This window comes from Methylobacterium sp. WL6, from assembly GCF_008040095.1.
Lineage (GTDB): Bacteria > Pseudomonadota > Alphaproteobacteria > Rhizobiales > Beijerinckiaceae > Methylobacterium.
Genome location: NZ_VRVH01000059.1, coordinates 1 through 22,252, shown reverse-complemented (window position 1 = coordinate 22,252; position 22,252 = coordinate 1). Strand labels below are relative to the sequence as shown.

Sequence of the window (22,252 nt, the reverse complement as noted above, 5' to 3'; positions counted from 1 at the left end):
CGCCTTCCCGGCTCGCGGGCGCATCCGAGATCCTCGGCCAGCGCCCGCGAGCCGGGAAGGCGGGCGCCGCGGGCGATCCGGCGTTCCAGGATCGCCCGGCGAAGCGCGTCGCCGATGCGCGCCTGCAGCGGCAGCGCCCCGCCGGGCGCGAGATCGAGCACGAGGGGGAGGGCGCTCGCGTCCCCGGGAGGGCTCGCCCCCGCCGTTTCCCTCTCCGGGTCCTTGCGCACGAAGTGGTCCAGTCGCTTGCGTGAAACCGGATCTTTTGCCTGGACCGGAGATCGGTCAAGCACGGGCCTCCACCGGTCCGGAGCGCCGCGATGTACCAGCCACCGCATTTCCGAGAGGACGACCTCGGGGCGCAGCATGCCCTGATCCGCGCCCATCCCCTCGGGCTCCTGGTCACCGCCGGTCCGGGGGGCCTGATGGCGAACCCGATCCCGTTCCTGATCGACGGCGCGGCGTCCGAACGGGGGACGCTGCGCGCGCACCTGGCGCGGGCCAACCCGCAATGGCGCGAGCTGGCGCAGGTCGCGGAATGCCTCGTGGTGTTCCAGGGTCCCCAGGGCTACGTCACCCCGTCCTGGTACGCGACCAAGCGCGAGACCGGGAAGGTGGTGCCGACCTGGAACTACGCCACCGTCCACGCCTGGGGTCGGCCGCTTGTGGTCGACGACCCCGACTGGCTCCGCCGCCAGATCGCCGAACTCACCGACCAGCGCGAGGCGTCGCGGCCCGAGCCCTGGTCGGTGGACGACGCGCCCAGACCCTTCACCGACGCGCAGGTGAAGGGCATCGTCGGGATCGAGATCCCGGTCGCGCGCATCGCCGGCAAGTGGAAGCTCAGCCAGAACCGGCCGGAGGCCGACCGCGCCGGCGTGGTCGCGGGTTTTCGCGCGGCGGGCGGCCGGGAGGATATGGCGGCGGACATGTCAGCACACATGGCCGACCTGGTGCAGGAACGGAGCGGACGATGAGCGCGCGCGAGAACAGCTTCGGCCAGCCGATCGGGCCGGCCCTGCCCGACTGGCGCCCGCGCCCGCTGCCGCCGCGGGAGGCGATGCAGGGACGCACCTGCCGGGTCGAGCCGCTCGATGCGGAGCGCCATGGCGCCGACCTTTTCTCGGCCTTCTCCGCGGCGCCGGACCGGCGGGGCTGGACCTATCTCGGCAACACCCTGCCGGAGACGGAGGGGGCCTACCGGGCCGAGCTGGCGGCGATGGCGGCCGGCGCCGACCCGCTGTTCCACGCGGTCGTCGATGCCGGCACCGGCCGGGCGGTCGGGATCGCGTCGTACCTGCGCATCGATCCGGCCAACGGCGTCATCGAGGTCGGGCACCTGCACTTCTCGGCCCTGCTGGTGCGGCGGCCCGCCGCGACCGAGGCCATGGCCCTGATGATGGCCCGCGCCTTCGACGAGCTCGGATACCGCCGCTACGAGTGGAAGTGCGACGCCCTCAACGCGCCCTCGCGCGCGGCGGCCCTGCGCTACGGCTTCACCTTCGAGGGCGTCTTCCGCAACGCCGTCGTGGTGAAGGGCCGCTCGCGCGACACCGCCTGGTTCTCGGTCACCGACGCCGAGTGGCCCCGGGTGAGGGCGGCGTTCGGGGCCTGGCTCGCCCCCGACAACTTTTTCGAAGACGGGCGGCAGCGGCGATCCCTCGCTGATCTGCGAGCGGGCTGATCCCGGCTCAGCCCCCCGCGCGGGCCGCCCTGACGAAGGCGGCGATGCGGTCGGGATCCTTCACGCCCGGGCCCGCCTCGACGCCCGAGGAGACGTCGACCGCGGTGGCGCCGGTGCGGGCGAGCGCCGCGGCGACGCTGACCGCGTCGAGGCCGCCCGACAGCATCCAGCCGGCGGGAAGGTCCGCCCCGGCGAGCAGATCCCAATCGAAGGCGCGGCCGTTGCCGCCGGGCAGCGCGGCTCCGGGCGGCGGCTTGGCGTCGAGGAGCAGGCGGTCGGCGACGGCGTAGGCCGCGATCCGATCGAGGTCGGCGCGGGTCGCGACGCCGATGGCCTTCATCACCGGGCGGCCGGCGAGGCGGCGGATTTCGCCGACGCGCTCCGGGGTCTCGGAGCCGTGCAGCTGGATCAGGTCGGGATCGATCGCCTCCATCGCGGCGGCAAGCGCGGCATCGTCCGGATCGACCAGCAGCACGACGCGCTCGGCCCTGCCGCGGGCCTGCTCGGAGAGGGCGCGGGCCGTGTCGAGGCCGACATGGCGCGGGCTCTTTTCGAACCGCACGAGGCCGATCCAGTCGGCCCCGGATTCCAGTGCGGCGGCCAGCGTCTCGGGCGTGCTCAGGCCGCAGATCTTGACGCGAATCAACATGGCCCGAGAACCGGAATCGCGCGTCAGCGCGGGGCCGGCAGCGCGGTCCGCCCCGGCAGCGTCAGGGCGGTGCCGGGCTCCGGCGGGGCGTAGGCCTTCAGCCGCTCGGTCTCGCCTTCGAGCCGGCGGATCTCGCGGCCGCGGTGGCGGACCTGGCGGCGCGCCTTGCCCTGCCCGAGCCAGGCAAAGATGCCGCCGACGACGATGCCGAGCGCCACGGCGCCGAACAGGATCGCGTAGAGGGGCAGCGTCACGCTGAACACCGGATCGGGCGAGAACGGATCGAGCGAGAGGCGGACGGGATCGCGGTTGGCGACCGCGAGCAGGATCACCAGGACCGCGATGGGCAGCAGCACCAGACTCTTGAGGAAGCGGACCATCGATCTCTCCGAACCGTTCTTAACCGTGCTGCGGATGGCCCGAGGGGCCATCCGCGATCCGCCGCACCGGCGGCGACGCGGCCGCCCGGCATCCCGCGGCGCCCTACTCGGCCGCGGACTGGCTCTCGCCGATCCCGGCCGCGTTGAGGCGCAGGCGCATCTCCTTGCCGGTCTTGAACACGGGGATGGCCTTTTCCGACACGGCAACGGCCGCACCCGTGCGCGGGTTGCGCCCGCGGCGCGCATCCCGGCGCTTCACCGAGAACGCGCCGAAGCCGCGCAGCTCGACCCGGTCGCCCCGTGCCAGCGCGTCGGCGATCGTGTCGAGGATCGCGTTGACCAGCGTCTCGACGTCCCGCTGGTAGAGGTGCGGGTTCTGCTCGGCGATCTTGAGGACGAGCTCCGACTTGATCATGGCGTCTGGTCTTCTCGAAGTTCCGGGGCGCGAATCCTGATGGATCGCACCGATCAGGGCGCGGCGGACGGGCTCGGGCGCCACAGCACGAGCATGCCGCCCCGGGTGACGGCCCCCGCCTCGGCCCCGGCCTCGGCCAACCGGGCGGACAGGCCGTCGAGCCCGAGGAGGTCGGCACCGAGGCCGAGCGCCGAGAACAGGCCGAAGCCCTGGCCGGAAGCCGGCTTCCAGTCGGTCACCGGCAGGTTCTTGGGCACCTTGCGCGCGCTCTCGAGCCAGGCGATCGCCTGCCGCTCGCTGCCGAGCTCGTCCACGAGCTTCAGCGGCACGCTCTGGCGGCCGCTGAACACCCGGCCGTCGGAGACCGTGGCGACCTGGGCGCCGTCCATCCCGCGCCGCTCGGCCACGAGGTTCTTGAACCAGGCGTAGGTGTCGCCGACCACCGCCGCGAGGGCGGCGCGCGCCTCCGGCGAGGTCGGGGTGAAGCCCGACGGCTCGGCCTTGAGCGGCGAGGACTTCACCGATTCGACCTTCACGCCGACCTTGTCGAGCAGCCCCGACACGTCCGGATACTGGAACAGCACGCCGATCGAGCCGACGAGCGAGGTCTCGCGCGCGACGATGTGGTCGGCGGCGATCGCGGTGATGTAGGCGCCCGAGGCCGCGGTGCCGTCGACGAAGGCGACGATCGGCTTCTTCTCGGCCAGCGCCCGCAGGTTGCGGAACAGCTCCTCGGAGCCGGTGGTGGTGCCGCCGGGCGAGTTGATCGAGACCACCACGCCCTCGACGGCGGCGGATTCGCCGACCCGCTTCATCAGCTTGGCGGTGGCCTCGCTGCCGGAGATGAAGCCCGAGATCGAGATGCGGGCGATCTGCGGCTTCACCGCACCGAACAGCCCGCCCTCCGTTCCGGCGCGGACCCGCAGGCCGACCGCGCCGACGGCGACGACGAGGCCGCCGATGCCGACGACGCGCCACAGGGACAGCTTGCGGCGCAGCCGCCGCCGGTCGATCAGGAGTTCGGCGTCGGCTGCCATGCGATGGTCTGCTCCCTCACGGTCCCGGCCGCGCGGGCCGGCCGGTTCTCAGCCCACCCGCAGACCGATGCCCGGGGCAGGGCGCACGAGGCTCACGTGCCGCGACGCGGTCCGCACCTTAGGCAGCGGTACAGACCAAGTCCTTGGCAGGCTTGAGCTCGTGGGCGCCGGGCGGTTGCCCGCGAGCGGTGTTCTAGCCCTGCCGGACACGGACCGGCAAGGGGCGCAGGGGGCCAAAACCGCATCGCCTTGCGGTTGCGCCGCGCCTGTCATGGGCCGCCGGATTGTCTTGCCCCGCCAAACGAAAGGCCCGCGCCGGACGGGTGTCCGGCGCGGGCCTTCGATCGACCGGGACCTGAGGGCCGCCCGGATGGACCGGGCGGCCGGCCTGGACCGGACTACTTCTCCTCGACGTCGTCGCTGGTGCGGGCCTTCTTGAAGGCCGCACCGAGGATGTCGCCGAGCGAGGCACCCGAATCGGCGGAGCCGAACTGGGCCATCGCCTCCTTCTCCTCGGCGACTTCCAGCGCCTTGATCGACAGCTGGACGCGGCGCGCCTTGCGGTCGAACTGGATGACGCGGGCGTCGAACTTCTCGCCGGCGGCGAAGCGCTCGGGGCGCTGGTCGCCGCGGTCGCGGGCGAGCTCGGCGCGGCGGATGAAGGTCGACATGTCGGTGTCGACGATCTTCACCTCAATGCCCGAATCCTTCACCTCGACGACCTCGCAGGTGACGATCTGACCCTTCTTGACGTCGCCGGCCTCCGCGAAGGGGTCGCCGCCGATCTGCTTGATGCCGAGCGAGATGCGCTCCTTCTCGACGTCGACGTCGAGAACCTGCGCCTTGACCATGTCGCCCTTCTTGAACTCCTCGATCACCTGCTCGCCGGGACGGTTCCAGTCGAGGTCCGACAGGTGGACCATGCCGTCGACGTCGCCTTCCAGGCCGATGAACAGGCCGAACTCGGTCTTGTTCTTGACCTCGCCCTCGACCTCGGAGCCGACGGGATGCTTCTCGTTGAAGGCCTCCCACGGGTTCTGCAGGGTCTGCTTGAGGCCGAGCGAGATGCGGCGCTTGACCGGATCGACCTCGAGGATCTGCACTTCCACTTCCTGCGAGGTGGAGACGATCTTCCCGGGGTGGACGTTCTTCTTGGTCCAGCTCATCTCGGAGACGTGGATCAGGCCCTCGATCCCCGGCTCGAGCTCCACGAAGGCGCCGTAGTCGGTGATGTTGGTGACGCGGCCCTTGAGCTTGGCGTCGACCGGATAGCGCTGGGCGATGCCCTCCCACGGATCGGCGAGCAGCTGCTTGATGCCGAGCGAGATGCGGTGGGTCTCGTGGTTGATCTTGATGATCTTGACCTTGACCGTCTGGCCGATGGTCACGACCTCGGACGGATGGTTCACGCGGCGCCACGCCATGTCGGTGACGTGGAGCAGGCCGTCGATGCCGCCCAGATCCACGAACGCACCGTACTCGGTGATGTTCTTGACGACGCCGTCGATGACCTGACCCTCCTCGAGGTTGGCCACCAGCTCGGAGCGCTGCTCGGCGCGGCTCTCCTCGAGGACGGTGCGGCGCGAGACGACGATGTTGCCGCGGCGGCGATCCATCTTGAGGATCTGGAACGGCTGCGGGGTGCCGAGCAGCGGGGTCACGTCGCGGACCGGGCGGATGTCGACCTGGGAGCGCGGCAGGAACGCCACGGCGCCGTCGAGGTCGACGGTGTAGCCGCCCTTGACCTGGTTGAAGATCGTGCCGGAGACGCGCTCGTTGGCCTCGAAGGCCTTCTCGAGCTTGACCCACGACTCCTCACGGCGCGCCTTGTCGCGCGAGATGACGGCCTCGCCGAGCGCGTTCTCGATGCGGTCGACGTAGACCTCGACCTCGTCGCCGACGGCGAGCTCGCCCTCGCGGCCGGGGCCGTTGAATTCCTTGAGGGCGACGCGACCCTCGGTCTTGGCGCCGATGTCGATGACCGCGACGTCCTTCTCGATCGCGACGACGCGACCCTTGACGACGGAGCCTTCGGTGATCTCGTGTTGGAGGAACGATTCCTCGAGCAGCGCCGCGAAGTCGTCGCGGTAGGCGTCGCGCTGCAGAGCGGTACCAGCAGTCATTCTGTCTCCTGAACGGGCTCCCTCAAGGGATGCCCTCACGTCGGCGGCTCGTGTTGCGAACGCCCCCGTTGCCGCTGCCGCTCCGGATGGGGGAGCGACCGATCCGAAAATGGGATCGGCTTGCCGACGCGTTCGTACGGTGTCCGAGGGCGGTCGTCCCGGGGCGGCGCGGCGCAACACGAGAACACGCGCGTGCGGTCGGCCCGGAAGGACGCCGGCTCTTTACAGCAACGGGCCCTGAAGTTCAACAGAAACGGATGTCGGCATGAAAATGGGCCCGCTTCCTTCGAAGCAGGCCCACGCCTTCGGTCCGGAGACTTGAGCCCCCCGGGTACGATCTAGTCTTCGTCGTCGTCCGCCGGGCGGACGCCCTTGAGCTTGGCGAAGACCGAATCGGCGTTGATCCGCTCCTCGCGGCCGCCGTGGCGGTGCTCGTCGGCCTCGGGCGCCTCGTCGCGGGTGGAGACCTCGGTCGGCAGGAGCGAGGCTCCCGAATCGGCGGCGAGCGCGGCCGGCCGGTCCTTGGCGGCGCGCTGGACCTCGAAGTCGAGGTCGATCTGGGTGCACAGGCCGAGCGTCACCGGGTCCATCGGCTGCAGCGAGCCGGAATTCCAGTGCGAGCGCTCGCGGATCTGCTGGATCGTCGACTTGGTGGTGCCCACGAGCCGGATCACCTGCGCGTCCTTCAGCTCGGGGTGGTTGCGCAGCAGCCAGAGGATCGCGTTCGGGCGGTCCTGGCGGCGCGACAGCGGGGTGTAGCGCGGCCCCTTGGTGGTGCGCTTGACCTCGGGCAGCTTCACCTTCGAGACCGCGACCTTGAGCTTGTAGGCCGGCGACTTCTGCGCCTTCTCGATCTCGTCGCGGGTGAGCTGGCCCGCGGTGATCGGATCGAAGCCCTTGATCCCGGCGGCGACCTCGCCGTCGGCGATGCCCTTCACCTCCAGCGGGTGCAGCTTGCAGAAATCGGCGATCTGCTCGAAGGCGAGCGAGGTGTTCTCGACCAGCCAGACGGCGGTCGCCTTGGGCATCAGCGGACCCTGGGTCATGTTTCGCACGGGCTCCAAAACCGACGCGTGGACGGACGGGGCCGGGCATCGGTCCGCAGGCTCCGGACCGCTCGATCCGAAAGTCCCGTCTCACGCATTCAAAAGGGGAATGACCCTGTATACGCGGGGCCGCCGGAGGGCGCAATCGACTCTACGGCCTGCGACCGGGCGATCGTCGGGCGGCGCCGGGTCGAAGAACCGGCCCCGGCCCTCCGGTCCGTCCGTGTCGGGCGAAGGGTTTCGGGGCGTTCGACCATGGCCGGGCAAGCAACGCGAGGGGACACTACCCTGAATTGCAGTAATTCGGCGTCGAGAATATCGGGGTTCCGCCGGAAGACTTGACTTCGCGTCGTTCTCATGACGTACCGCCCGCGATGCCCGTCCCCCTCCGCACCGTCCTGTTCCGCCTGCACTGGGCGCTCGGCCTCACCGCCGGTCTCGTCCTCGCCGTGGTCGGCGTCACCGGCGCGATGATGAGCTACGAGGAGGCCATCGTCGATCTCGCCAATGCCGACCGTGCGCGGATCGCGGTCCTGGACCGGCCGCATCTCGGCCCGGAGGCGCTGGTCGCGCGACTCGGCGCGCAGCGCCCGGGCCTCAGGGTGAGCACGCTGACGATCGCCGGCGACCCGGCGATCGTCCCCCGCGTGCGCTTCGCCGACGACACGTCCGGCGCGCGGCCGCCCTCGGTCTACCTCGATCCCTACGACGGCACGCTGCGCGGCGAGATCCGCGGCGAGGCGACCTTCGCGACGATCCGCGGCCTGCACCGGTGGCTGCTCCTGCCCGGGGAGGGCAGGGGCTGGGGTCGGACGATCACCGGGGCGGCGGCGGTGGCGCTGCTCGCGTTCCTCGCCACCGGCCTGTACCTGCGCTGGCCCAAGGTCCACGCCTGGCGGATCTGGCTGAGGCCGAGCCTGCGCCGGCCGGGGCGCCCGCGCTACTGGTCGCTCCACGCCGTCGCCGGCACCTGGCTGCTGCCGGTCTACGCCGTGATCGCGCTGACGGGGCTGTGGTGGTCCTACGAGCCGTACAGGTCGGCCGCGACCCGGCTCCTCACGGGCAAGGCGCCCGAGGCGCGCGCGGACCGCGCGGCCGGGCGCAAGGCGGGAGAGAGGCAAGGCGAGGCGAGCCCGGTCGGGAGCACCGAAAACCCGCTCGCCCTGGACAGGGCCTGGGCCGCGTTCCGGGCGGAGGAGGGCGCGTCGGCGGCGCTCGCGACCGTGACGCTGCCGGGGCGCGACGCGACGCGGATCCGCATCCGCTGGATCGCCGCGGCGTCCAACGCCCCGAAGGCGCGCAACGAATCGACCTTCGACGCCGCGACCGGCACCCGCCTCTCGCGCGTGCGCTTCTCCGACGAGGCGCTCGGCCGGCAGATCGCCGAGTCCATGCTCGAGGTCCATCGCGGGCGCTTCTTCGGTGGGGTCTTCGCCCTGGCCTTCTGCCTCGCCGCGCTCATGATGCCGCTGCTCGCGATCACCGGCCTCGTGCTCTACGTCCTGCGCCGGCGTGCCGGGGCCGCGCGACGGTCGGCGCCGCGCGGCCCCGGTCTCGTCGCCGAACCGCGGCCTTGAGACGGGCCGGCGGAGGGAGTAGGTCTGAGGGCACCGGAGCCGTGCCCGGCATCGTGCCTTCGCGACCTTGCCTTCGGGGGCTGCCCTGGTTTCCGTGAGACCGCCGACCACGCTGCCGACGCCCGAGCCGGACCCCGCGGGCCCCCGCCCCCGCGTGAGCGCGCGCGGACGGCTGCGGACGTACTTCCTCACCGGCATCATCGTCGCGGGGCCGCTGGCGATCACCGCCTACATCACGTGGTGGATCATCACGCTGATCGACGGGTTCGTGAAGCCGCTGGTGCCGGCGAGCTACCTGCCGGACCATTACCTGCCGTTCTCGATCCCGGGGCTGGGCATGCTCATCGCCTTCGTGGCGGTGACCCTGCTCGGCTTCCTCACGGCGAACCTCGTCGGGCGCAGCGTGATCGAGTTCGGCGAGGTGCTGCTGGCGCGCACGCCCGTGATCTCGGGGCTCTACAAGGGCCTGCGGCAGATCTTCGAGACGCTGTTCTCCGCCAACGGAACCTCGTTCCGCACGGTCGGCCTCGTCGAGTTCCCGGTGAAGGGAACCTGGTCGGTGGTGTTCCTGTCGGCGCCGGCCGCGCCCGACGTCCAGGCGGCGCTTCCCGGCGGCAAGGGAGAAGCAGGGGAGGACGGCCGCAGCGACTATGTCGGCGTGTTCCTGCCCTGCGCGCCGAACCCGACCACGGGGTTCTTCTTCTACCTGCCGCGCACCGACATCATCGAGGTCGGGATGAGCGTGGACGATGCGGCCAAGCTGGTGATGTCGGCCGGCGTCATCCAGCCGGACGATCCGCAGGCCCGGCTTCAGGCCATGGCCGCGACCCTGCGGACGGCGCAGGGGCTCGCGCCCGAGACGTCGCGGGAGACGCCGCCGGCAGGCGCCGCCCCGCGTCGCGAAACGGTCTGACTCAGGAGGCGCTGGCGGTGACGACGGTCTTCGGCGTCGCCGCGACGCGGTTGCCGCTCATCCAGCCGGTCGAGGTCTCGGCGGCCAGCAGGAGCGCCAGGGCGAAGCAGAGGCCGTTGGCGGCGATCCAGAGGGGCCGCGCGGCCCGGCGAACCGCGATACCCACGTCGGAAGCCTGCTCGGAGGCGGCGTCGGAGATCGGCAGCAGCCAGGGCTCGTGAGCGAGGGACTGCCATCCCTCGGAAGACCCCGGCAGGCGTTGGAACGGTCCGGTCAGCATCGCTGTCCTCCATCTTTCCCGTGACGGCCTGAACGAATCAGCCTTTCGTTCAGGTTCAGTTAAGATTGAAACATGGCCACTGCAAGGCATACTCGGCGACGTGGGCCTCTCAACCGCGTCCGGGCCGATCGCGTTCCCTCACCGGATCGATGATTTGCTCGCGGCGCCGGGATGCGCGCCCCGCTCTGTATCGCCCGCCCCGATCGAAGCCATTGCGCCGGGCGCCCCGTCCCTTATCTCGCCGAGCACGATCTCACGCGAGGAAGAGGCGACGACGATGCCGAAGGCGATACGCGTTCAGGATTACGGCGGCCCCGAGGTGATGGCCTACGAGGACGTGCCGACGCCGCAGCCCGGCCCCGGCCAGATCCGCATCCGCGCCGGCGCGATCGGCGTCAACTTCATCGACATCTACTTCCGCTCCGGCGCCTACAAGGCGGCACAGCTGCCGTTCACCCCGGGCAAGGAGGTCGCCGGGACGGTGACGGCGGTCGGCGAGGGCGTGACCGGGTTCTCGGTCGGCGACCGGGTCGCCACCGGATCGGGGGAGGGCACCTACGCCGAGGAGCCGCTGATCGCGGCCTCGGCCGCCGTGCACGTGCCGGACGGGATCGACGATTCGACCGCCGCCGGCATGATGCTGAAGGGGCTCACCGCCGAGTACCTGCTGCACCGGACCTATGCGGTGAAGCCGGGCGACACGATCCTGTGGCACGCGGCCGCCGGCGGCGTCGGCCTGATCGCCTGCCAATGGGCCAAGCACCTCGGCGCCACCGTCATCGGCACCGCCGGCTCGGCCGACAAGGCGGAGCTCGCCCGCGCCCACGGCTGCGACCACGTCATCCTCTACCGCGAAGAGGACGTGGCGGCCCGCGTCCGCGAGATCACCGGCGGCAAGGGCGTCCCGGTGGTCTACGACGGCGTCGGGCAGGACACGCTGATGGGCTCGCTCGATTCGCTGGCCCCGCTCGGCCTGCTCGCGAGCTTCGGCTCCGCCTCCGGCCCGATCAAGGCGCTCGACCTCGGCCTGCTCGCCGCCAAGGGCTCGCTCTACGTGACGCGCCCGACCCTGTTCACCTACGCGAGCCGCCCGGAGATCCTGGCCGAGATGGCGAAGAACCTGTTCTCGGTGGTGCAGAGCGGGGCGGTCAGGATCCCGGTCAACCGGACCTACAAGCTGTCGGAGGCCCAGCAGGTCCACCGCGACCTCGCCGGCCGCGAGACCACCGGCTCGACGGTGATGGTCCCGTGATCCCGGGATCGCCGGGTCGGAGGATCCCGGGCGGACGCCGTTCCGCCGAAGCCGGGGGCCGCCCGTGACGGTCGGCGCGGCCGAGGCCTTGCTCGTCGTCGACGTGCAGCACGACTTCCTGCCCGGCGGCGCGCTCGCGGTGCCCGACGGCGACGCCGTCGTCGCGCCGATCCGGGCGCTGGCCGCGCGGTTCCGGACCCTGGTGCTGACGCAGGACTGGCATCCGGCCGGGCACGTCTCGTTCGCGAGCGCGCATCCGGGCCGGGCGCCGTTCGAGACGGTGCGGCTGGCCTACGGCGAGCAGGTGCTGTGGCCGGACCACTGCGTGCAGGGCAGCGCCGGGGCGGGGCTCGCCCCCGGCCTCGACCTGCCCGGCGCCGCCCTCGTCCTGCGGAAGGGCCTGAGCCCTGGAGTCGACAGCTACTCGGCCTTCGTCGAGGCCGACGGGACGCCGACGGGGCTCGCCGGCTACCTGCGCGAGCGCGGCGTCCGGCGCGTGGTCCTGTGCGGGCTCGCCACCGATTACTGCGTCGCCTGGAGCGCCCTCGATGCGCGCGCGGCAGGCTTCGCGGCCGCCGTCGTCGCGGACGCGACGCGGGCGATCGACCAGGGCGGATCGCTCGCCGCCGCCTGGGCACGGATGGAAGCCGCCGGAATCGGCAGGGTGACGAGCGCCGACGTCACGGGATCGTAGGCCACGAAGCCGCTCGGAGCACCGGACGGCGCGCGTCCCGAAACGGTCAGTTCGCGGTGCGGTCGCGCATGCGGTAGGTGCCGCCGGGGTCGCGCTCGAACATCTCCGGGATGCCGGCGTGGCGCAGGCTCTCGCCCGAGGTGTCGGGCACCAGGTTCTGCTCGGAGACGTAGGCGACGTACTCGGTCTCGGCGTTCTCGGCGAGCAGGTGGTAGAACGGCTGGTCCTTGCGCGGACGCGCCTCCTCGGGGATCGCCAGCCACCAATCCTCGGTGTTGTCGAACACCGGGTCGACATCGAACACGATGCCGCGGAACGGGTAGATCCGGTGGCGCACCACCGCGCCGATCCCGAACTTGGCGATGCGCAGTCTCGATTCGGTCGGTCGCGGGTCGGTCATGGCCTGATCCATCATGACGGATCAGATAGGCGCGGATGGCGGGCTTGTCACCGGGTTCCGGGGGGCGGTGCATCGGAACCGACCCGCGTCGCGGGCCAGCCTCGCCCGTGCGGCCGGCGTGATCGAGGCGAGCCTCACCCGCCGGCGGGGAGGGCGATCCCGAGCTCGGCGGCGATCCTGCGTGCGGTCGCCTCCCGCCGCGCGGTGATCTCGGCGACGCCGGTGCGCGCCCGCTCGAGGATCGCGGCCGGGGCGGTCCGCGGCGTGCCGCTGTCGAAGGGCGGCTCGGGGGCGTATTCCATGCCGAGCTGGATCGCCTGGGCGACCTCCGGGCCGCGCAGCTCGGCCGCGAGCCGCAGCGCGCCGTCGATGCCCGCGGTGACGCCGGCCGCGAACACCCACGACCCGTCGACCACGACGCGCCGGTCGACGGGCTGCGCGCCGAAATACGGCAGCAGCGCGAAGGCGCTCCAATGCGTCGTCGCCCGGCGCCCCCTCAGCAGCCCGGCACCGCCGAGGAGCAGGGCGCCGGTGCAGACCGAGAAGACGTGCCCGGCTCCCCCCGCCTGCCGCCGGATCCAGCCGAGCACGGCCTCGTCCCGCATCAGCGCCTCCTGGCCGAAGCCGCCGGGCACGTGCAGCACGTCGAGCTGCGGCGCATCGGGCAAGGCCGCGTCGGGGGTGAGCCGCAGGCCGCGGACGTCGCGCACGCTCTCGGCGGTCGGGGCGTAAATCCGGTAGGTCGCGTTCGGGATGCGGGACAGCACCTCGAACGGGCCGGTGAGGTCGATCTGGTCCAGCCCCTCGAACAGGAGCGAGCCGATCTGCAGGTGGGTCTCGGGGGGGATCATCGCGGGGTCTCCGTGGTGGACAGGGACACCCTAAGGCCTCAAGATCTGGCCGGGATGCCAGACGACCCTCGTTTCCAGCCAGATGCCGCTCGAACCCATACCGTTCGAACCCATGCCGGATCGCCCCGCATCGTCGAGGTGCTGGCCTTTCCGTCCGTGCAACTGCTCGACGTGGCCGGTCCGCTGCAGGTCTTCGCGACGGCCAACGAGCAGGCACGGGGCTCGCGGCCCTACGCGCCGCGTGTGGTCGGCTGGGGTGACGGCGCGCTGACCTCGTCCGCGGGCCTGCGGCTGGCGGTCGACCCCCTGTCCGACCGCGACGCCCCGCTCGACACGCTGATCGTCGCCGGCGGCCCCGGCGTCGTCGCGGCCTCGGCCGACGCGGACCTCGTCGACTGGATGCGGGCGCGGGCGGCGCGGGCGCGGCGGGTCGCCTCGGTCTGCACCGGCGCCTTCCTGCTCGGGGCGGCAGGGCTCCTCGACAGGCGCCGGGCGGCCACCCACTGGGCCCATTGCGAGCGGCTCGCCGAGCTCTATCCGCTGGCGCGCGTCGAGCCGGACCCGATCTTCGTGCAGGACGGCCCGGTCTGGTCCTCGGCGGGGATCACCGCCGGCATCGACCTGGCGCTGGCGCTGGTGGAACAGGATCTCGGCCGTGCGCTGGCGCTCGGCGTCGCCCGCCATCTCGTGATGTTCCTCAAGCGCCCCGGCGGGCAGGCGCAGTTCAGCGCGGCGCTCGCGCTCCAGGCCGGCGACGACCGGTTCGACGCCCTCCATGCCTGGATCCGGGAGAACCTGGCCGGCGACCTCTCGCTTCCGGCGCTGGCGGCGGTGGCGGGCATGAGCGAGCGCAGCCTCGGCCGGCACTACCGCGCGGCGACCGGGCTGACGCCGGCCAAGGGGGTGGAGCGCCTGCGGGTGGAGGCGGCGCAACGGGCGCTGTCCGAGACCAGGCGCCCGGTGAAGCGCATCGCGCAGGCCTGCGGCTTCGGCTCGGAGGAAACCATGCGTCGCAGCTTCCTGCGGCTCGTCGCTGCGCTGCCGCAGGATTACCGAAGCCGGTTCGGGCCGTGACGGCTCATGCCGGACCTCATGGGCGAGAACCCGTGAGGTCCGGCGGAGGACCGCCGCCCCGCGGTCGCGGGGGCCAAGCCTCGATGCGTCGGGCTCATCGAGGTCTGGTCATCAGCCGAGCTTGTACACCGCGGCCAGCTCCGGGTCCTTGGCCGCCACGAGCTTGGCCAGGTCGACGATGACCTTGGCCTGCTTCCAGGTGGCGTCGTCCTGCATCTTGCCGTCGAGCATCACCGCGCCGGTGCCGTCGGGCATCGCCGCGACGATGCGGGCGGCGAACGCGACCTCGTCCGGATCGGGGGCGAAGACGCGCTTGGCGATGGCGACCTGGTTCGGATGCAGCGTCCAGGCGCCGGCGCAGCCCATGAGGAAAGCGTTGCGGAACTGGACCTCGCAGGCCGGGCCGTCGGAGAAGTCGCCGAACGGGCCGTAGAAGGCCTTGATGCCGTTGGCCATGCAGGCGTCGACCATCTTCGCGATGGTGTAGTGCCAGAGGTCCTGCTGGGCGGAGGCGCGGGCGACGCCCTCGCCGGCCGGGTCGGCGATCACGCGGTATTCCGGGTGGCCGCCGCCGACGCGGGTGGTCTTCATGCCGCGGGACGCCGCCAGGTCGGCGGGGCCGAGGCTCATGCCGTGCATGCGGGGCGACGCGCAGGCGATGGCGTCGACGTTGGCGACGCCTTCGGCCGTCTCCAGGATCGCGTGGATCAGGATCGGCTTCGTCACGCCGTGGCGCGCCTCGAGCTGGGCGAGCAGCTGGTCGACGTAGTGGATGTCCCACGGGCCCTCGACCTTGGGGATCATCACCACGTCGAGCTTCGAGCCGACGGCGGCCACGAGCTCGAACAGGTCGTCGAGAAACCACGGCGAGTTCAGGGCATTGATGCGGCTCCACAGGCCGGTGCCGGTCGCCGCGAAGTCGGTCGCCTGCGCCATCTGGACGAAGCCCTTCCGGGCCGCCTCCTTCTGGTCCATCGGCACCGCGTCCTCGAGGTTGCCGAGCACGACGTCGACGGTCGGCGCGAGCTCCGGCACGCGGGCGCGGACCTTGTCGTTGTGGGGCGGCACGAAGTGGATCATCCGCTCCAGCCGCACCGGCAGCTCGCGGAAGGGCTCGGGCGCGCCGGCGGCGAGCGGCTGGAAGAAGCGGCGCGGCAGTTTCATGGAAGAACCTCGTTGCAGGTCGGCTTGCCGAGTCGGCGTGACGGACCGGTTCGTCCGGTTAGTGCAAGCACAGGCCCGGCGTAAAGCGATCCGCGTGGCAAGCGTCATGGTGCGCTGCCGCACGAACGGCGCGGCCGGCTCGGTGGTCGTGCCCGGTTGCGGGAACACGGCGGACGGCGCAGCGTTTTCGAACCGAGGCGGGTCAATCGGTATCGGGAAACGGGCTATGCCCTCTTCGAAGACGCGTCAGCTCGCACTTTGCGCGACGATCCTCGCACTTGGAATCGGTGCGCCTGACCTTTCCCGTGCCGGATCGGATACTGCCAAACGCACCGAGCGCACGGCGTTCACCGCCGGCGAGATCGCGACGGCGCGTCCTGCCGCCCTGAAGGGCGCGATCCGCATCGCCGGCGACGACGGGCAGGCCTTCCAGGCGCTGATCGACGGGGCGTCCGCGGCGGCCGACCCCTGGCTCGTGCTGTCCGGCGGCGGCAAGAACGGCGCCTTCGCCGCGGGCCTCCTCTCCGGCTGGAGCGCGAGCGGGCGCCGCCCGGCCTTCGGCGTGATCACCGGCGTCTCGACGGGCGCCCTGATCGCCCCCTTCGCCTTCATCGGTGCCGCCGGCGATGCCGCCCTGCGCGAGGCCTACACCACGGTCTCGGCGGCGGACGTGTTCGAGTTCGGCGGCTCCGCCGAGGCCCTGACCGACACCTGGCCGCTCAAGCGCCGGATCGAGAAGGCGGTGACGCCGCGCCTGCTCAAGGCGATCGCCGCCGAGCACGCCAAGGGCCGGCGCCTGCTGGTCGCCACCACCGAGCTCGACACCGAGCGCCCTGTGCTGTGGGACATGGGTGCGATCGCGACGATCGGCGACGACAAGGCGCTGAACCTGTTCCGGTCGATCGTGCTGGCCTCGTCCGCCGTGCCGGGCGTGTTCCCGCCCGTCTCGATCGACTCGACGACCGTCGACGGCAAGACGAACCAGGGCAAGACGATCCAGGAGATGCACGTCGACGGCGGCACCACGGCGCCGTTCTTCCTCGCGCCGAAGCCGGCGCTGATCGCGGCGCAGACGGGTGCCGGCGGGGTCAGGATCCCGGCCCGGACGGTCTACCTCGTCGTCAACAACAAGCTCGCGCCGTACTTCCAGATGGCGACGCACACCACGCTCTCGGTGCTCGGCCGGGCGATGTCGTCGGCGATCAAGGCGCAGACGCGCGACGCCCTGGCGCTGGCCGACGCCTTCGCCCGCCGCGAATCCATCGACCTGAAGGTCGCCGAGATCGACGACCGCTTCACCGACACCTCGCCGGCCCCGTTCGACCAGCGCTACATGAAGGCGCTGTTCGCCCACGCGGAGAAGCTCGGCCAGGAGGGCACGGCCTTCGGCGGACCGGAGGCGCTGGCCGAAGGCTCGTCGAACCTGCCGACCGGCTCGCTCGGCGCGCTGCATCCGAAGGCCCCGCAGCCGGCGACGCCGCGCCTGGACGCATCGCGACCGGACGCCTCGCAGGCCCTGGCGACGCGCTGAGCGGCGCTTACGCCGCCTTCTTCTTCCCCCCGCGCTCGGCGATCCCTGCCAGCGCCCGCACCACCTGCGTCGCGGTCTTGAGCCGGGCCGGGATCGAGTCGAGCTCGCGGATGAAGACCACGCTCATGTCGGGCCGGACCTTCGCGAACGAGGCCTGCTCGGCGACGTAGGCGACCAGCCCCTGCGGGTTCGCGAACGACTTGTCGCGGAAGTGGACCACGACGCCCTTCGGCCCGGCCTCGACCTTGGCGATGTTGGCGGCCAGGCACAGGATCTTGATCGTCACGATCTTGAGCAGCTGCTCCACCTCCGGCGGCAGCGGCCCGAAGCGGTCGATCAGCTCGGCGCCGAACCCCTCCATCTCGGCGTCGTTCTCCAGGGTCGAGAGCCGGCGGTAGAGGGCGAGCCGCACGCCGAGATCCTCGACATAGGTCTCGGGGATGGTGACCGGGGCGCCGAGCGCGATGGTCGGCGACCACGCCTCCTCCACCGGCTCCTCGTAGCCCGCCTTGAGCGCGGTGACCGCGTCCTCCAGCATCTGCTGGTAGAGCTCGTAGCCGACCTCCTTGATGTGGCCGGACTGCGCGTCGCCGAGCAGGTTGCCGGCGCCGCGGATGTCGAGGTCGTGGGAGGCCAGCTGGAAGCCGGCGCCGAGCGTGTCGAGCGTCTGCAGCACGGTGAGGCGCTGCTCGGCCTGGGCGCTCAGGGTGCGGTTGGCCGGCGTCGTGAACAGGGCGTAGGCGCGGGCCTTGGAGCGGCCGACGCGGCCGCGGAGCTGGTAGAGCTGGGCCAGGCCGAACATGTCGGCCCGGTGGACGATCAGCGTGTTGGCGGTGGGGATGTCGAGACCGGATTCGACGATCGTGGTCGAGAGCAGCACGTCGTACTTGCCCTCGTAGAACGCGGTCATCACGTCCTCGAGCTGGCCCGCCGCCATCTGCCCGTGGGCGACCGCCACCGTGGTCTCGGGCATCTCGGTGTCGAGGAAGCGCTTCACCTCGGCCAGATCCTCGATCCGCGGCACCACGTAGAACGACTGGCCGCCGCGGTAGCGCTCGCGCAGCAGCGCCTCGCGGATGGTCAGCGGATCGAACGGCGTCACGAAGGTGCGCACCGCCAGGCGGTCCACCGGGGGGGTCGCGATGATCGAGAGGTCGCGCACGCCCGTCATCGCCAGCTGCAGCGTCCGCGGGATCGGGGTGGCCGAGAGCGTCAGCACGTGCACGTCGGCCTGCAGCGCCTTCAGGCGCTCCTTGTGGCTGACGCCGAAATGCTGCTCCTCGTCGACGATGATCAGGCCGAGGTCCTTGAAGGCGATGGTCTTGGCCAGCACCGCATGGGTGCCGACCACGATGTCGACGGTGCCGTCGGCGAGCCCGGCGCGGGTCTGCTTCATCTCGGCCGCGCCGACGAAGCGCGACAGCTGCGCCACCTGGATCGGCAGGCCCTTGAAGCGCTCGGCGAAGGTGCGGAAGTGCTGGCGCGCGAGCAGGGTGGTCGGCACCACCACCGCCACCTGCCGCCCGGAGATCGCGGCGGCGAAGGCGGCGCGGAGCGCCACCTCGGTCTTGCCGAAGCCGACGTCGCCGCAGACGAGCCGGTCCATCGGGCGGCCCTCGTTGAGGTCCGAGAGCACCGCCTCGATCGCGTTGGCCTGGTCCTCGGTCTCCTCGAAGGCGAAGCGGGCGGCGAACTCGCCGTAGAGGCCCTCGGGCGGCACCAGCCGCGGCGCCTGCCGCACGAAGCGCTGGGCGGCGACCTTGATGAGCTCGCCGGCCATCTCGAGGATGCGCTTCTTCATCCGCGCCTTGCGGGCCTGCCAGCCGGCGCCGCCGAGGCGGTCCAGCGCCACCTCGGAATCCTCGGAGCCGTAGCGGGTCAGGAGCTCGATGTTCTCCACCGGCAGCAGCAGCAGGCCGGTGGCGTATTGCAGCTCCAGGCAATCGTGCGGGGCGCCGGCCGCCGTCACCGTCTTCAGGCCGACGAACCGGCCGATGCCGTGGTCGGCGTGCACGACGAGGTCGCCGGGCTGAAGCGCCTGCACCTCCAGGATGACGTCCTGCGGGCGCTTGGACTTCCGCTTCTGGCGCACCAGCCGGTCGCCGAGGATGTCGCCTTCCGAGATCACGGCGAGCTGGCCGGCGGTGAAGCCCGATTCGAGGCCCCAGACCGCGACGGCGACGTCGGTGCCGCGCTTCAGCGCGTAGACGTCCGACAGGCGCGAGATCGCCATCGGCTTCCTGAGGCCGTGGTCGGCGAGCACGCCGCAGAGCCGGTCGCGCGAGCCCTCGGACCAGGATCCGAGGATCACGTGATGACCGGATCCCTGAAGGTCCTTCACATGCGCCACCGCCGCGTCGAAGACGCTCGCCGCCTCGCTTGCGCGCTCGGCGGCGAAGGTGCGGCCGGGCTCGGCGCCGCAATCGATGGCCGGGCCGCCGGCTCCGCCCTCGGGCACCGCGAACGGGGTCAGCCGGGCGACGGAGCAGGCCGCGATCCGGTCGCGCAGCTCGTTCTGGGTCAGGTAGAGGGCGCGCGGCGGCAGCGGCTTGTAGGGCGCGACGCCCGATTGCGGGGTCTTGCGCGCGCCTTCGCGAGCCTGGAAGTAGTCCTGGATCAGGGCCAGCCGCTCGGCGGCCGCATCCTCGATCTGCGGCTCGAACACCATCGGCACCCCGGCGACGTAGTCGAACAGGGTGTCGAGGGATTCGTAGAACAGCGGCATCCAGTGCTCGAGGCCGGCATAGCGCCGGCCCTCGCTCACGGTCTCGTAGAGGCGGTCGTCGCGGGTCGCGGCCCCGAAATTGGCGACGTAGCCCTGGCGGAAGCGCCGGATGGTCTCGGTGGTGAGCTGGACCTCGCTCATCGGCACGAGATCGAGGGAGCGGAGCTGGCCGACGGTGCGCTGCGTCTCCGGATCGAAGGCGCGGATCGATTCCAGCGTGTCGCCGAAGAAGTCGAGGCGGATCGGGTTCGGGAGCCCCGGCGGCGACAGGTCGAGGATGCCGCCGCGCACGGCGTACTCGCCGGTGTCGCGCACCGTCCCGGTGCGCAGGAAGCCGTTGGCCTCGACCCAGGCCACGACCTTGTCCATCGAGACGACGTTGCCGATGGCGACGGAGAAGGTCTCGACGGCGATGCGCTTCATCGGCGGAACGCGCTGGATCAGGGCGTTGACCGTGGTGCAGACGATGCGGGGCGCGGCCTCCGAGGAGCGCGTGCGCGTCAGCCGCGAGAACGCGGTCATGCGCTGCGCCGCGGTGGCGCCGTTGGGCGACACCCGGTCGTAGGGCTGGCAATCCCAGGCCGGCACGCTCATCGCCTCGATCTCGGGCGCGACGAACTTCAGGGCGTTGACGAAGGCCGCCGAGCGCCCGGAATCGCGGGCGACGTGGACCAGCACCGCCGGCCCCTCGAAGCCGGCGCTCAGGGCGCGCGCGAGGTCGGCCACCACCAGGGCGTCGAACCCGTCCGGGACGCCGGCCAGCGTCGGGCTCTCGCCGCGCGCGAATGCGTCGCGGATCCGCGCCAGCGGCCCGGACTTGGGAAGCGCGAAGCGCGCCGTCTGAACCTTCGGCGTGGGGACCGGGGGCGCGGGCGTCTTGGATGCGGACGTCTTGGATGCGGGCTTGGCCATCGGGTGTCTGTTCGTCGTCGAATCGGGCGGGCAGGCGATGCCCGGGGGCGGGACGTGAAGCCCGCGAGACGGGATGTATAGACCGGAAGGCAGGGTGTCAGGAGGCGGCGATCCGACGATGCGGCGCTCCGACCCGGGCCGCCATGGTCCGACCGGACGAATGCAGAGGATGAGCTTTTCGAGGCAACCCACTCGTAATCAACGATTTTCGATCGTTTTTTCCCGATGCGGACCCGTCGGCTCTTGCGCCGATAGGTCCGGCACGGAGCGGCTCGGGTCGGTGCTCCGCATGCCGGTGTCGCAGGGGCGGATCGCCGGAGGGACGCGCACCCGATTTTCGCGCCGAAACGCTTGATGTCCAACGCGAGCCGACAGGGACAACCAACACGTAAAAAGGAGTTTTTCCGTTCAGCGCGCGGCCCGCATCTGCTCGGGTGCGCCGAGCCGCGGCAGGACGCCCTCGCGCATCACGGCGCGGCGCAAGGGCCCGATCGCGCTCATCGCCAGCAGGCCGAAGCCGCGCAGCGCGTCGACGGGCACGAGGTCGGCGAGCAGGCTCCGGTTGAGCGTGTCGACCGCCGTGGATCGCAGCGCCGCGTCGAGCCGGCGGGCGCGGGCGAAGCCGGACAACGCCGCGCGGGAGCCCGGATCGCGGCGCTCGCGGGTGGCACCGAGCACCGCGTCCCGAAGGGCGGCGGCATCCCGCAATCCGAGGTTCAGGCCTTGCGCGCCGATCGGCGGGAAGACGTGGGCGGCCTCGCCGATCAGGGCGAGGCGGTGGGCGGTCGGGGTCGCCACGGAGAGGCCACGCATCGGCACTAGGCCGCGGGGGCCGTCGATCCGCATCGTCCCGAGCATGCCCTGCGCCTGGCGCGTGACCGCCTCGGCCAGCGCCGCGTCGTCGAGCGCGGCGAGCCGGCGCGCGACGCCCTCGGCCGCGACCCAGACCAGGCTCGAGCGGTTCCCCGGCAGCGGCACCAGGGTGAAGGGGCCTCCGCGGGTGTGGAACTCGGTCGAGACGTCGCCGTGCGGGCGGTCGTGCGCGAGGATCGTGGTGATCGCGGATTGCGGGTAGGACCAGTCCCGCACCCGGATGCCGCTCGCGCTCCGCAACGGCGACCGCCCCCCGTCCGCGGCGACGACGAGCTGCGCCGAGACGCGGCCGCCATCGACGAGCCGAACCTCGGAAACCTCTTCGCCCGGAACGGCTTCCGCGGCATCGCTCTCGAACAGCGTGAGGTTCTCGGTGGTGCGTGCCTGCCGGCGCAGGGACTCGACCAGGAGCCGGCTCTCGACGTTCCAGCCGAACGCTTCCAGCCCGATCTCGCCGGCCTGGAAGCGCGCGGGCGGGGGGCGGAACAGGCTGCCGGTGTCGTCGATGATCTGCAGCGTCGCCAGCGGGCCGGCCTGCGGGGCGATGCCGCCCCAGGCCTTCAGCGCCGCGAGGAAGCGCACGGACCCGTCGAGCAGGGCGACGGTGCGCCCGTCGGCCACGGGCGCATGGCGTCCGACCAGGGCCGTGGGCACGCCGTCGCGGGCGAGCGC

20 protein-coding genes and 1 pseudogene are annotated in these 22,252 nt (G+C 71.8%); 8 read left to right on the top strand and 13 right to left on the bottom strand.

Annotated elements, in window-relative coordinates:
- Positions 1-230, bottom strand: a pseudogene (locus tag FV230_RS10890) (GntR family transcriptional regulator); the annotation flags it as partial.
- Positions 231-320: 90 nt separating this feature from the next.
- Here FV230_RS10890 and FV230_RS10885 point away from each other — a divergent pair.
- A complete protein-coding gene (locus tag FV230_RS10885; protein ID WP_147842391.1) occupies positions 321-977 on the top strand; it encodes an FMN-binding negative transcriptional regulator in 657 nt (218 codons plus the stop codon).
- Entirely contained in the window at positions 974-1,684 is a 711-nt protein-coding gene (locus FV230_RS10880) for a GNAT family protein (RefSeq protein WP_147842390.1), read from the top strand. Before FV230_RS10885 ends, FV230_RS10880 begins: the two co-directional genes overlap by 4 nt.
- 7 nt (positions 1,685-1,691) lie before the next feature.
- On the opposite strand, the gene FV230_RS10875 is transcribed toward FV230_RS10880, so the two are convergent.
- The 6 genes from FV230_RS10875 to FV230_RS10850 form a co-directional block, all read right to left on the bottom strand.
- Positions 1,692-2,333, bottom strand: coding sequence for a phosphoribosylanthranilate isomerase (locus tag FV230_RS10875; protein WP_147842389.1), 642 nt, complete (start codon positions 2,331-2,333; stop codon positions 1,692-1,694).
- A 23-nt stretch (positions 2,334-2,356) separates the two neighbouring features.
- Positions 2,357-2,713 (bottom strand): LapA family protein, encoded by a 357-nt coding sequence (locus tag FV230_RS10870; protein ID WP_147842388.1) that lies wholly within the window; start codon positions 2,711-2,713, stop codon positions 2,357-2,359.
- Between the two features lie 103 nt (positions 2,714-2,816).
- Positions 2,817-3,128: an integration host factor subunit beta gene (gene ihfB / locus FV230_RS10865; protein WP_147727600.1), complete on the bottom strand. Its 312-nt coding sequence runs from the start codon at positions 3,126-3,128 to the stop codon at positions 2,817-2,819.
- Positions 3,129-3,181: 53 nt separating this feature from the next.
- Positions 3,182-4,165: a signal peptide peptidase SppA gene (gene sppA / locus FV230_RS10860; RefSeq protein ID WP_147842387.1), complete on the bottom strand. Its 984-nt coding sequence runs from the start codon at positions 4,163-4,165 to the stop codon at positions 3,182-3,184.
- A 398-nt stretch (positions 4,166-4,563) separates the two neighbouring features.
- Entirely contained in the window at positions 4,564-6,288 is a 1,725-nt protein-coding gene (gene rpsA / locus FV230_RS10855) for a 30S ribosomal protein S1 (protein WP_147727602.1), read from the bottom strand.
- A 338-nt stretch (positions 6,289-6,626) separates the two neighbouring features.
- On the bottom strand, positions 6,627-7,334 hold the full coding sequence (locus FV230_RS10850) for a cell cycle transcriptional regulator TrcR (RefSeq protein WP_147727603.1): 708 nt from the start codon (positions 7,332-7,334) through the stop codon (positions 6,627-6,629).
- Positions 7,335-7,708: 374 nt separating this feature from the next.
- On the opposite strand from FV230_RS10850, the gene FV230_RS10845 reads away from it, so the two are divergent.
- Together FV230_RS10845 and FV230_RS10840 are read left to right on the top strand one after the other, a co-directional pair.
- Entirely contained in the window at positions 7,709-8,911 is a 1,203-nt protein-coding gene (locus FV230_RS10845; protein ID WP_147842386.1) for a PepSY-associated TM helix domain-containing protein, read from the top strand.
- Positions 8,912-9,065: 154 nt separating this feature from the next.
- The gene (locus FV230_RS10840) at positions 9,066-9,824 is read left to right on the top strand and encodes a DUF502 domain-containing protein (RefSeq protein ID WP_187274798.1); all 759 of its coding nucleotides are present in this window, start codon (positions 9,066-9,068) and stop codon (positions 9,822-9,824) included.
- 1 nt (position 9,825) lies between these two features.
- Here the strand turns inward: FV230_RS10840 and FV230_RS10835 are convergent, their stop codons facing one another.
- On the bottom strand, positions 9,826-10,104 hold the full coding sequence (locus FV230_RS10835) for a hypothetical protein (RefSeq protein WP_147728587.1): 279 nt from the start codon (positions 10,102-10,104) through the stop codon (positions 9,826-9,828).
- A gap of 277 nt (positions 10,105-10,381) precedes the next feature.
- Between FV230_RS10835 and FV230_RS10830 the strand changes: the two genes are divergently transcribed.
- Both FV230_RS10830 and FV230_RS10825 read left to right on the top strand, forming a co-directional pair.
- Entirely contained in the window at positions 10,382-11,356 is a 975-nt protein-coding gene (locus FV230_RS10830; protein ID WP_147842384.1) for a quinone oxidoreductase, read from the top strand.
- A 64-nt stretch (positions 11,357-11,420) separates the two neighbouring features.
- On the top strand, positions 11,421-12,050 hold the full coding sequence (locus FV230_RS10825; RefSeq protein ID WP_147842383.1) for a nicotinamidase: 630 nt from the start codon (positions 11,421-11,423) through the stop codon (positions 12,048-12,050).
- Between the two features lie 46 nt (positions 12,051-12,096).
- On the opposite strand, the gene hspQ is transcribed toward FV230_RS10825, so the two are convergent.
- Entirely contained in the window at positions 12,097-12,450 is a 354-nt protein-coding gene (hspQ, locus tag FV230_RS10820) for a heat shock protein HspQ (RefSeq protein WP_147728590.1), read from the bottom strand.
- A gap of 134 nt (positions 12,451-12,584) precedes the next feature.
- Positions 12,585-13,301 (bottom strand): DJ-1/PfpI family protein, encoded by a 717-nt coding sequence (locus FV230_RS10815; RefSeq protein ID WP_147842382.1) that lies wholly within the window; start codon positions 13,299-13,301, stop codon positions 12,585-12,587.
- Positions 13,302-13,355: 54 nt separating this feature from the next.
- Between FV230_RS10815 and FV230_RS10810 the strand changes: the two genes are divergently transcribed.
- The gene (locus FV230_RS10810; RefSeq protein WP_147842381.1) at positions 13,356-14,375 is read left to right on the top strand and encodes a GlxA family transcriptional regulator; all 1,020 of its coding nucleotides are present in this window, start codon (positions 13,356-13,358) and stop codon (positions 14,373-14,375) included.
- A gap of 111 nt (positions 14,376-14,486) precedes the next feature.
- Here FV230_RS10810 and FV230_RS10805 read toward each other — a convergent pair whose 3' ends face one another.
- A complete protein-coding gene (locus FV230_RS10805; protein WP_147728376.1) occupies positions 14,487-15,539 on the bottom strand; it encodes a CoA ester lyase in 1,053 nt (350 codons plus the stop codon).
- A 226-nt stretch (positions 15,540-15,765) separates the two neighbouring features.
- On the opposite strand from FV230_RS10805, the gene FV230_RS10800 reads away from it, so the two are divergent.
- Entirely contained in the window at positions 15,766-17,070 is a 1,305-nt protein-coding gene (locus FV230_RS10800; protein ID WP_147842380.1) for a patatin-like phospholipase family protein, read from the top strand.
- Between the two features lie 7 nt (positions 17,071-17,077).
- Here the strand turns inward: FV230_RS10800 and mfd are convergent, their stop codons facing one another.
- Positions 17,078-20,707, bottom strand: a complete 3,630-nt coding sequence (gene mfd / locus FV230_RS10795; RefSeq protein WP_147842379.1) for a transcription-repair coupling factor — start codon at positions 20,705-20,707, stop codon at positions 17,078-17,080.
- 408 nt (positions 20,708-21,115) lie between these two features.
- Positions 21,116-22,252: FAD-dependent monooxygenase (locus FV230_RS10790; RefSeq protein WP_147842378.1), on the bottom strand; the 1,137-nt coding region annotated here is incomplete at its 5' end.

What these genes read in the sequence shown, in the direction of transcription:
- rpsA (WP_147727602.1), bottom strand. Translation starts at nt 6,288, where the DNA reads ATGACTGCTGGTACCGCTCTGCAGCGCGACGCCTACCGCGACGACTTC.
- FV230_RS10800 (WP_147842380.1), top strand. Translation starts at nt 15,766, where the DNA reads ATGCCCTCTTCGAAGACGCGTCAGCTCGCACTTTGCGCGACGATCCTC.
- FV230_RS10885 (WP_147842391.1), top strand. Translation starts at nt 321, where the DNA reads ATGTACCAGCCACCGCATTTCCGAGAGGACGACCTCGGGGCGCAGCAT.
- FV230_RS10845 (WP_147842386.1), top strand. Translation starts at nt 7,709, where the DNA reads ATGCCCGTCCCCCTCCGCACCGTCCTGTTCCGCCTGCACTGGGCGCTC.
- sppA (WP_147842387.1), bottom strand. Translation starts at nt 4,165, where the DNA reads ATGGCAGCCGACGCCGAACTCCTGATCGACCGGCGGCGGCTGCGCCGC.
- FV230_RS10805 (WP_147728376.1), bottom strand. Translation starts at nt 15,539, where the DNA reads ATGAAACTGCCGCGCCGCTTCTTCCAGCCGCTCGCCGCCGGCGCGCCC.
- FV230_RS10880 (WP_147842390.1), top strand. Translation starts at nt 974, where the DNA reads ATGAGCGCGCGCGAGAACAGCTTCGGCCAGCCGATCGGGCCGGCCCTG.
- FV230_RS10850 (WP_147727603.1), bottom strand. Translation starts at nt 7,334, where the DNA reads ATGACCCAGGGTCCGCTGATGCCCAAGGCGACCGCCGTCTGGCTGGTC.
- mfd (WP_147842379.1), bottom strand. Translation starts at nt 20,707, where the DNA reads ATGGCCAAGCCCGCATCCAAGACGTCCGCATCCAAGACGCCCGCGCCC.
- FV230_RS10875 (WP_147842389.1), bottom strand. Translation starts at nt 2,333, where the DNA reads ATGTTGATTCGCGTCAAGATCTGCGGCCTGAGCACGCCCGAGACGCTG.
- FV230_RS10810 (WP_147842381.1), top strand. Translation starts at nt 13,356, where the DNA reads ATGCCAGACGACCCTCGTTTCCAGCCAGATGCCGCTCGAACCCATACC.
- FV230_RS10830 (WP_147842384.1), top strand. Translation starts at nt 10,382, where the DNA reads ATGCCGAAGGCGATACGCGTTCAGGATTACGGCGGCCCCGAGGTGATG.
- FV230_RS10815 (WP_147842382.1), bottom strand. Translation starts at nt 13,301, where the DNA reads ATGATCCCCCCCGAGACCCACCTGCAGATCGGCTCGCTCCTGTTCGAG.
- ihfB (WP_147727600.1), bottom strand. Translation starts at nt 3,128, where the DNA reads ATGATCAAGTCGGAGCTCGTCCTCAAGATCGCCGAGCAGAACCCGCAC.
- hspQ (WP_147728590.1), bottom strand. Translation starts at nt 12,450, where the DNA reads ATGACCGACCCGCGACCGACCGAATCGAGACTGCGCATCGCCAAGTTC.
- FV230_RS10870 (WP_147842388.1), bottom strand. Translation starts at nt 2,713, where the DNA reads ATGGTCCGCTTCCTCAAGAGTCTGGTGCTGCTGCCCATCGCGGTCCTG.
- FV230_RS10835 (WP_147728587.1), bottom strand. Translation starts at nt 10,104, where the DNA reads ATGCTGACCGGACCGTTCCAACGCCTGCCGGGGTCTTCCGAGGGATGG.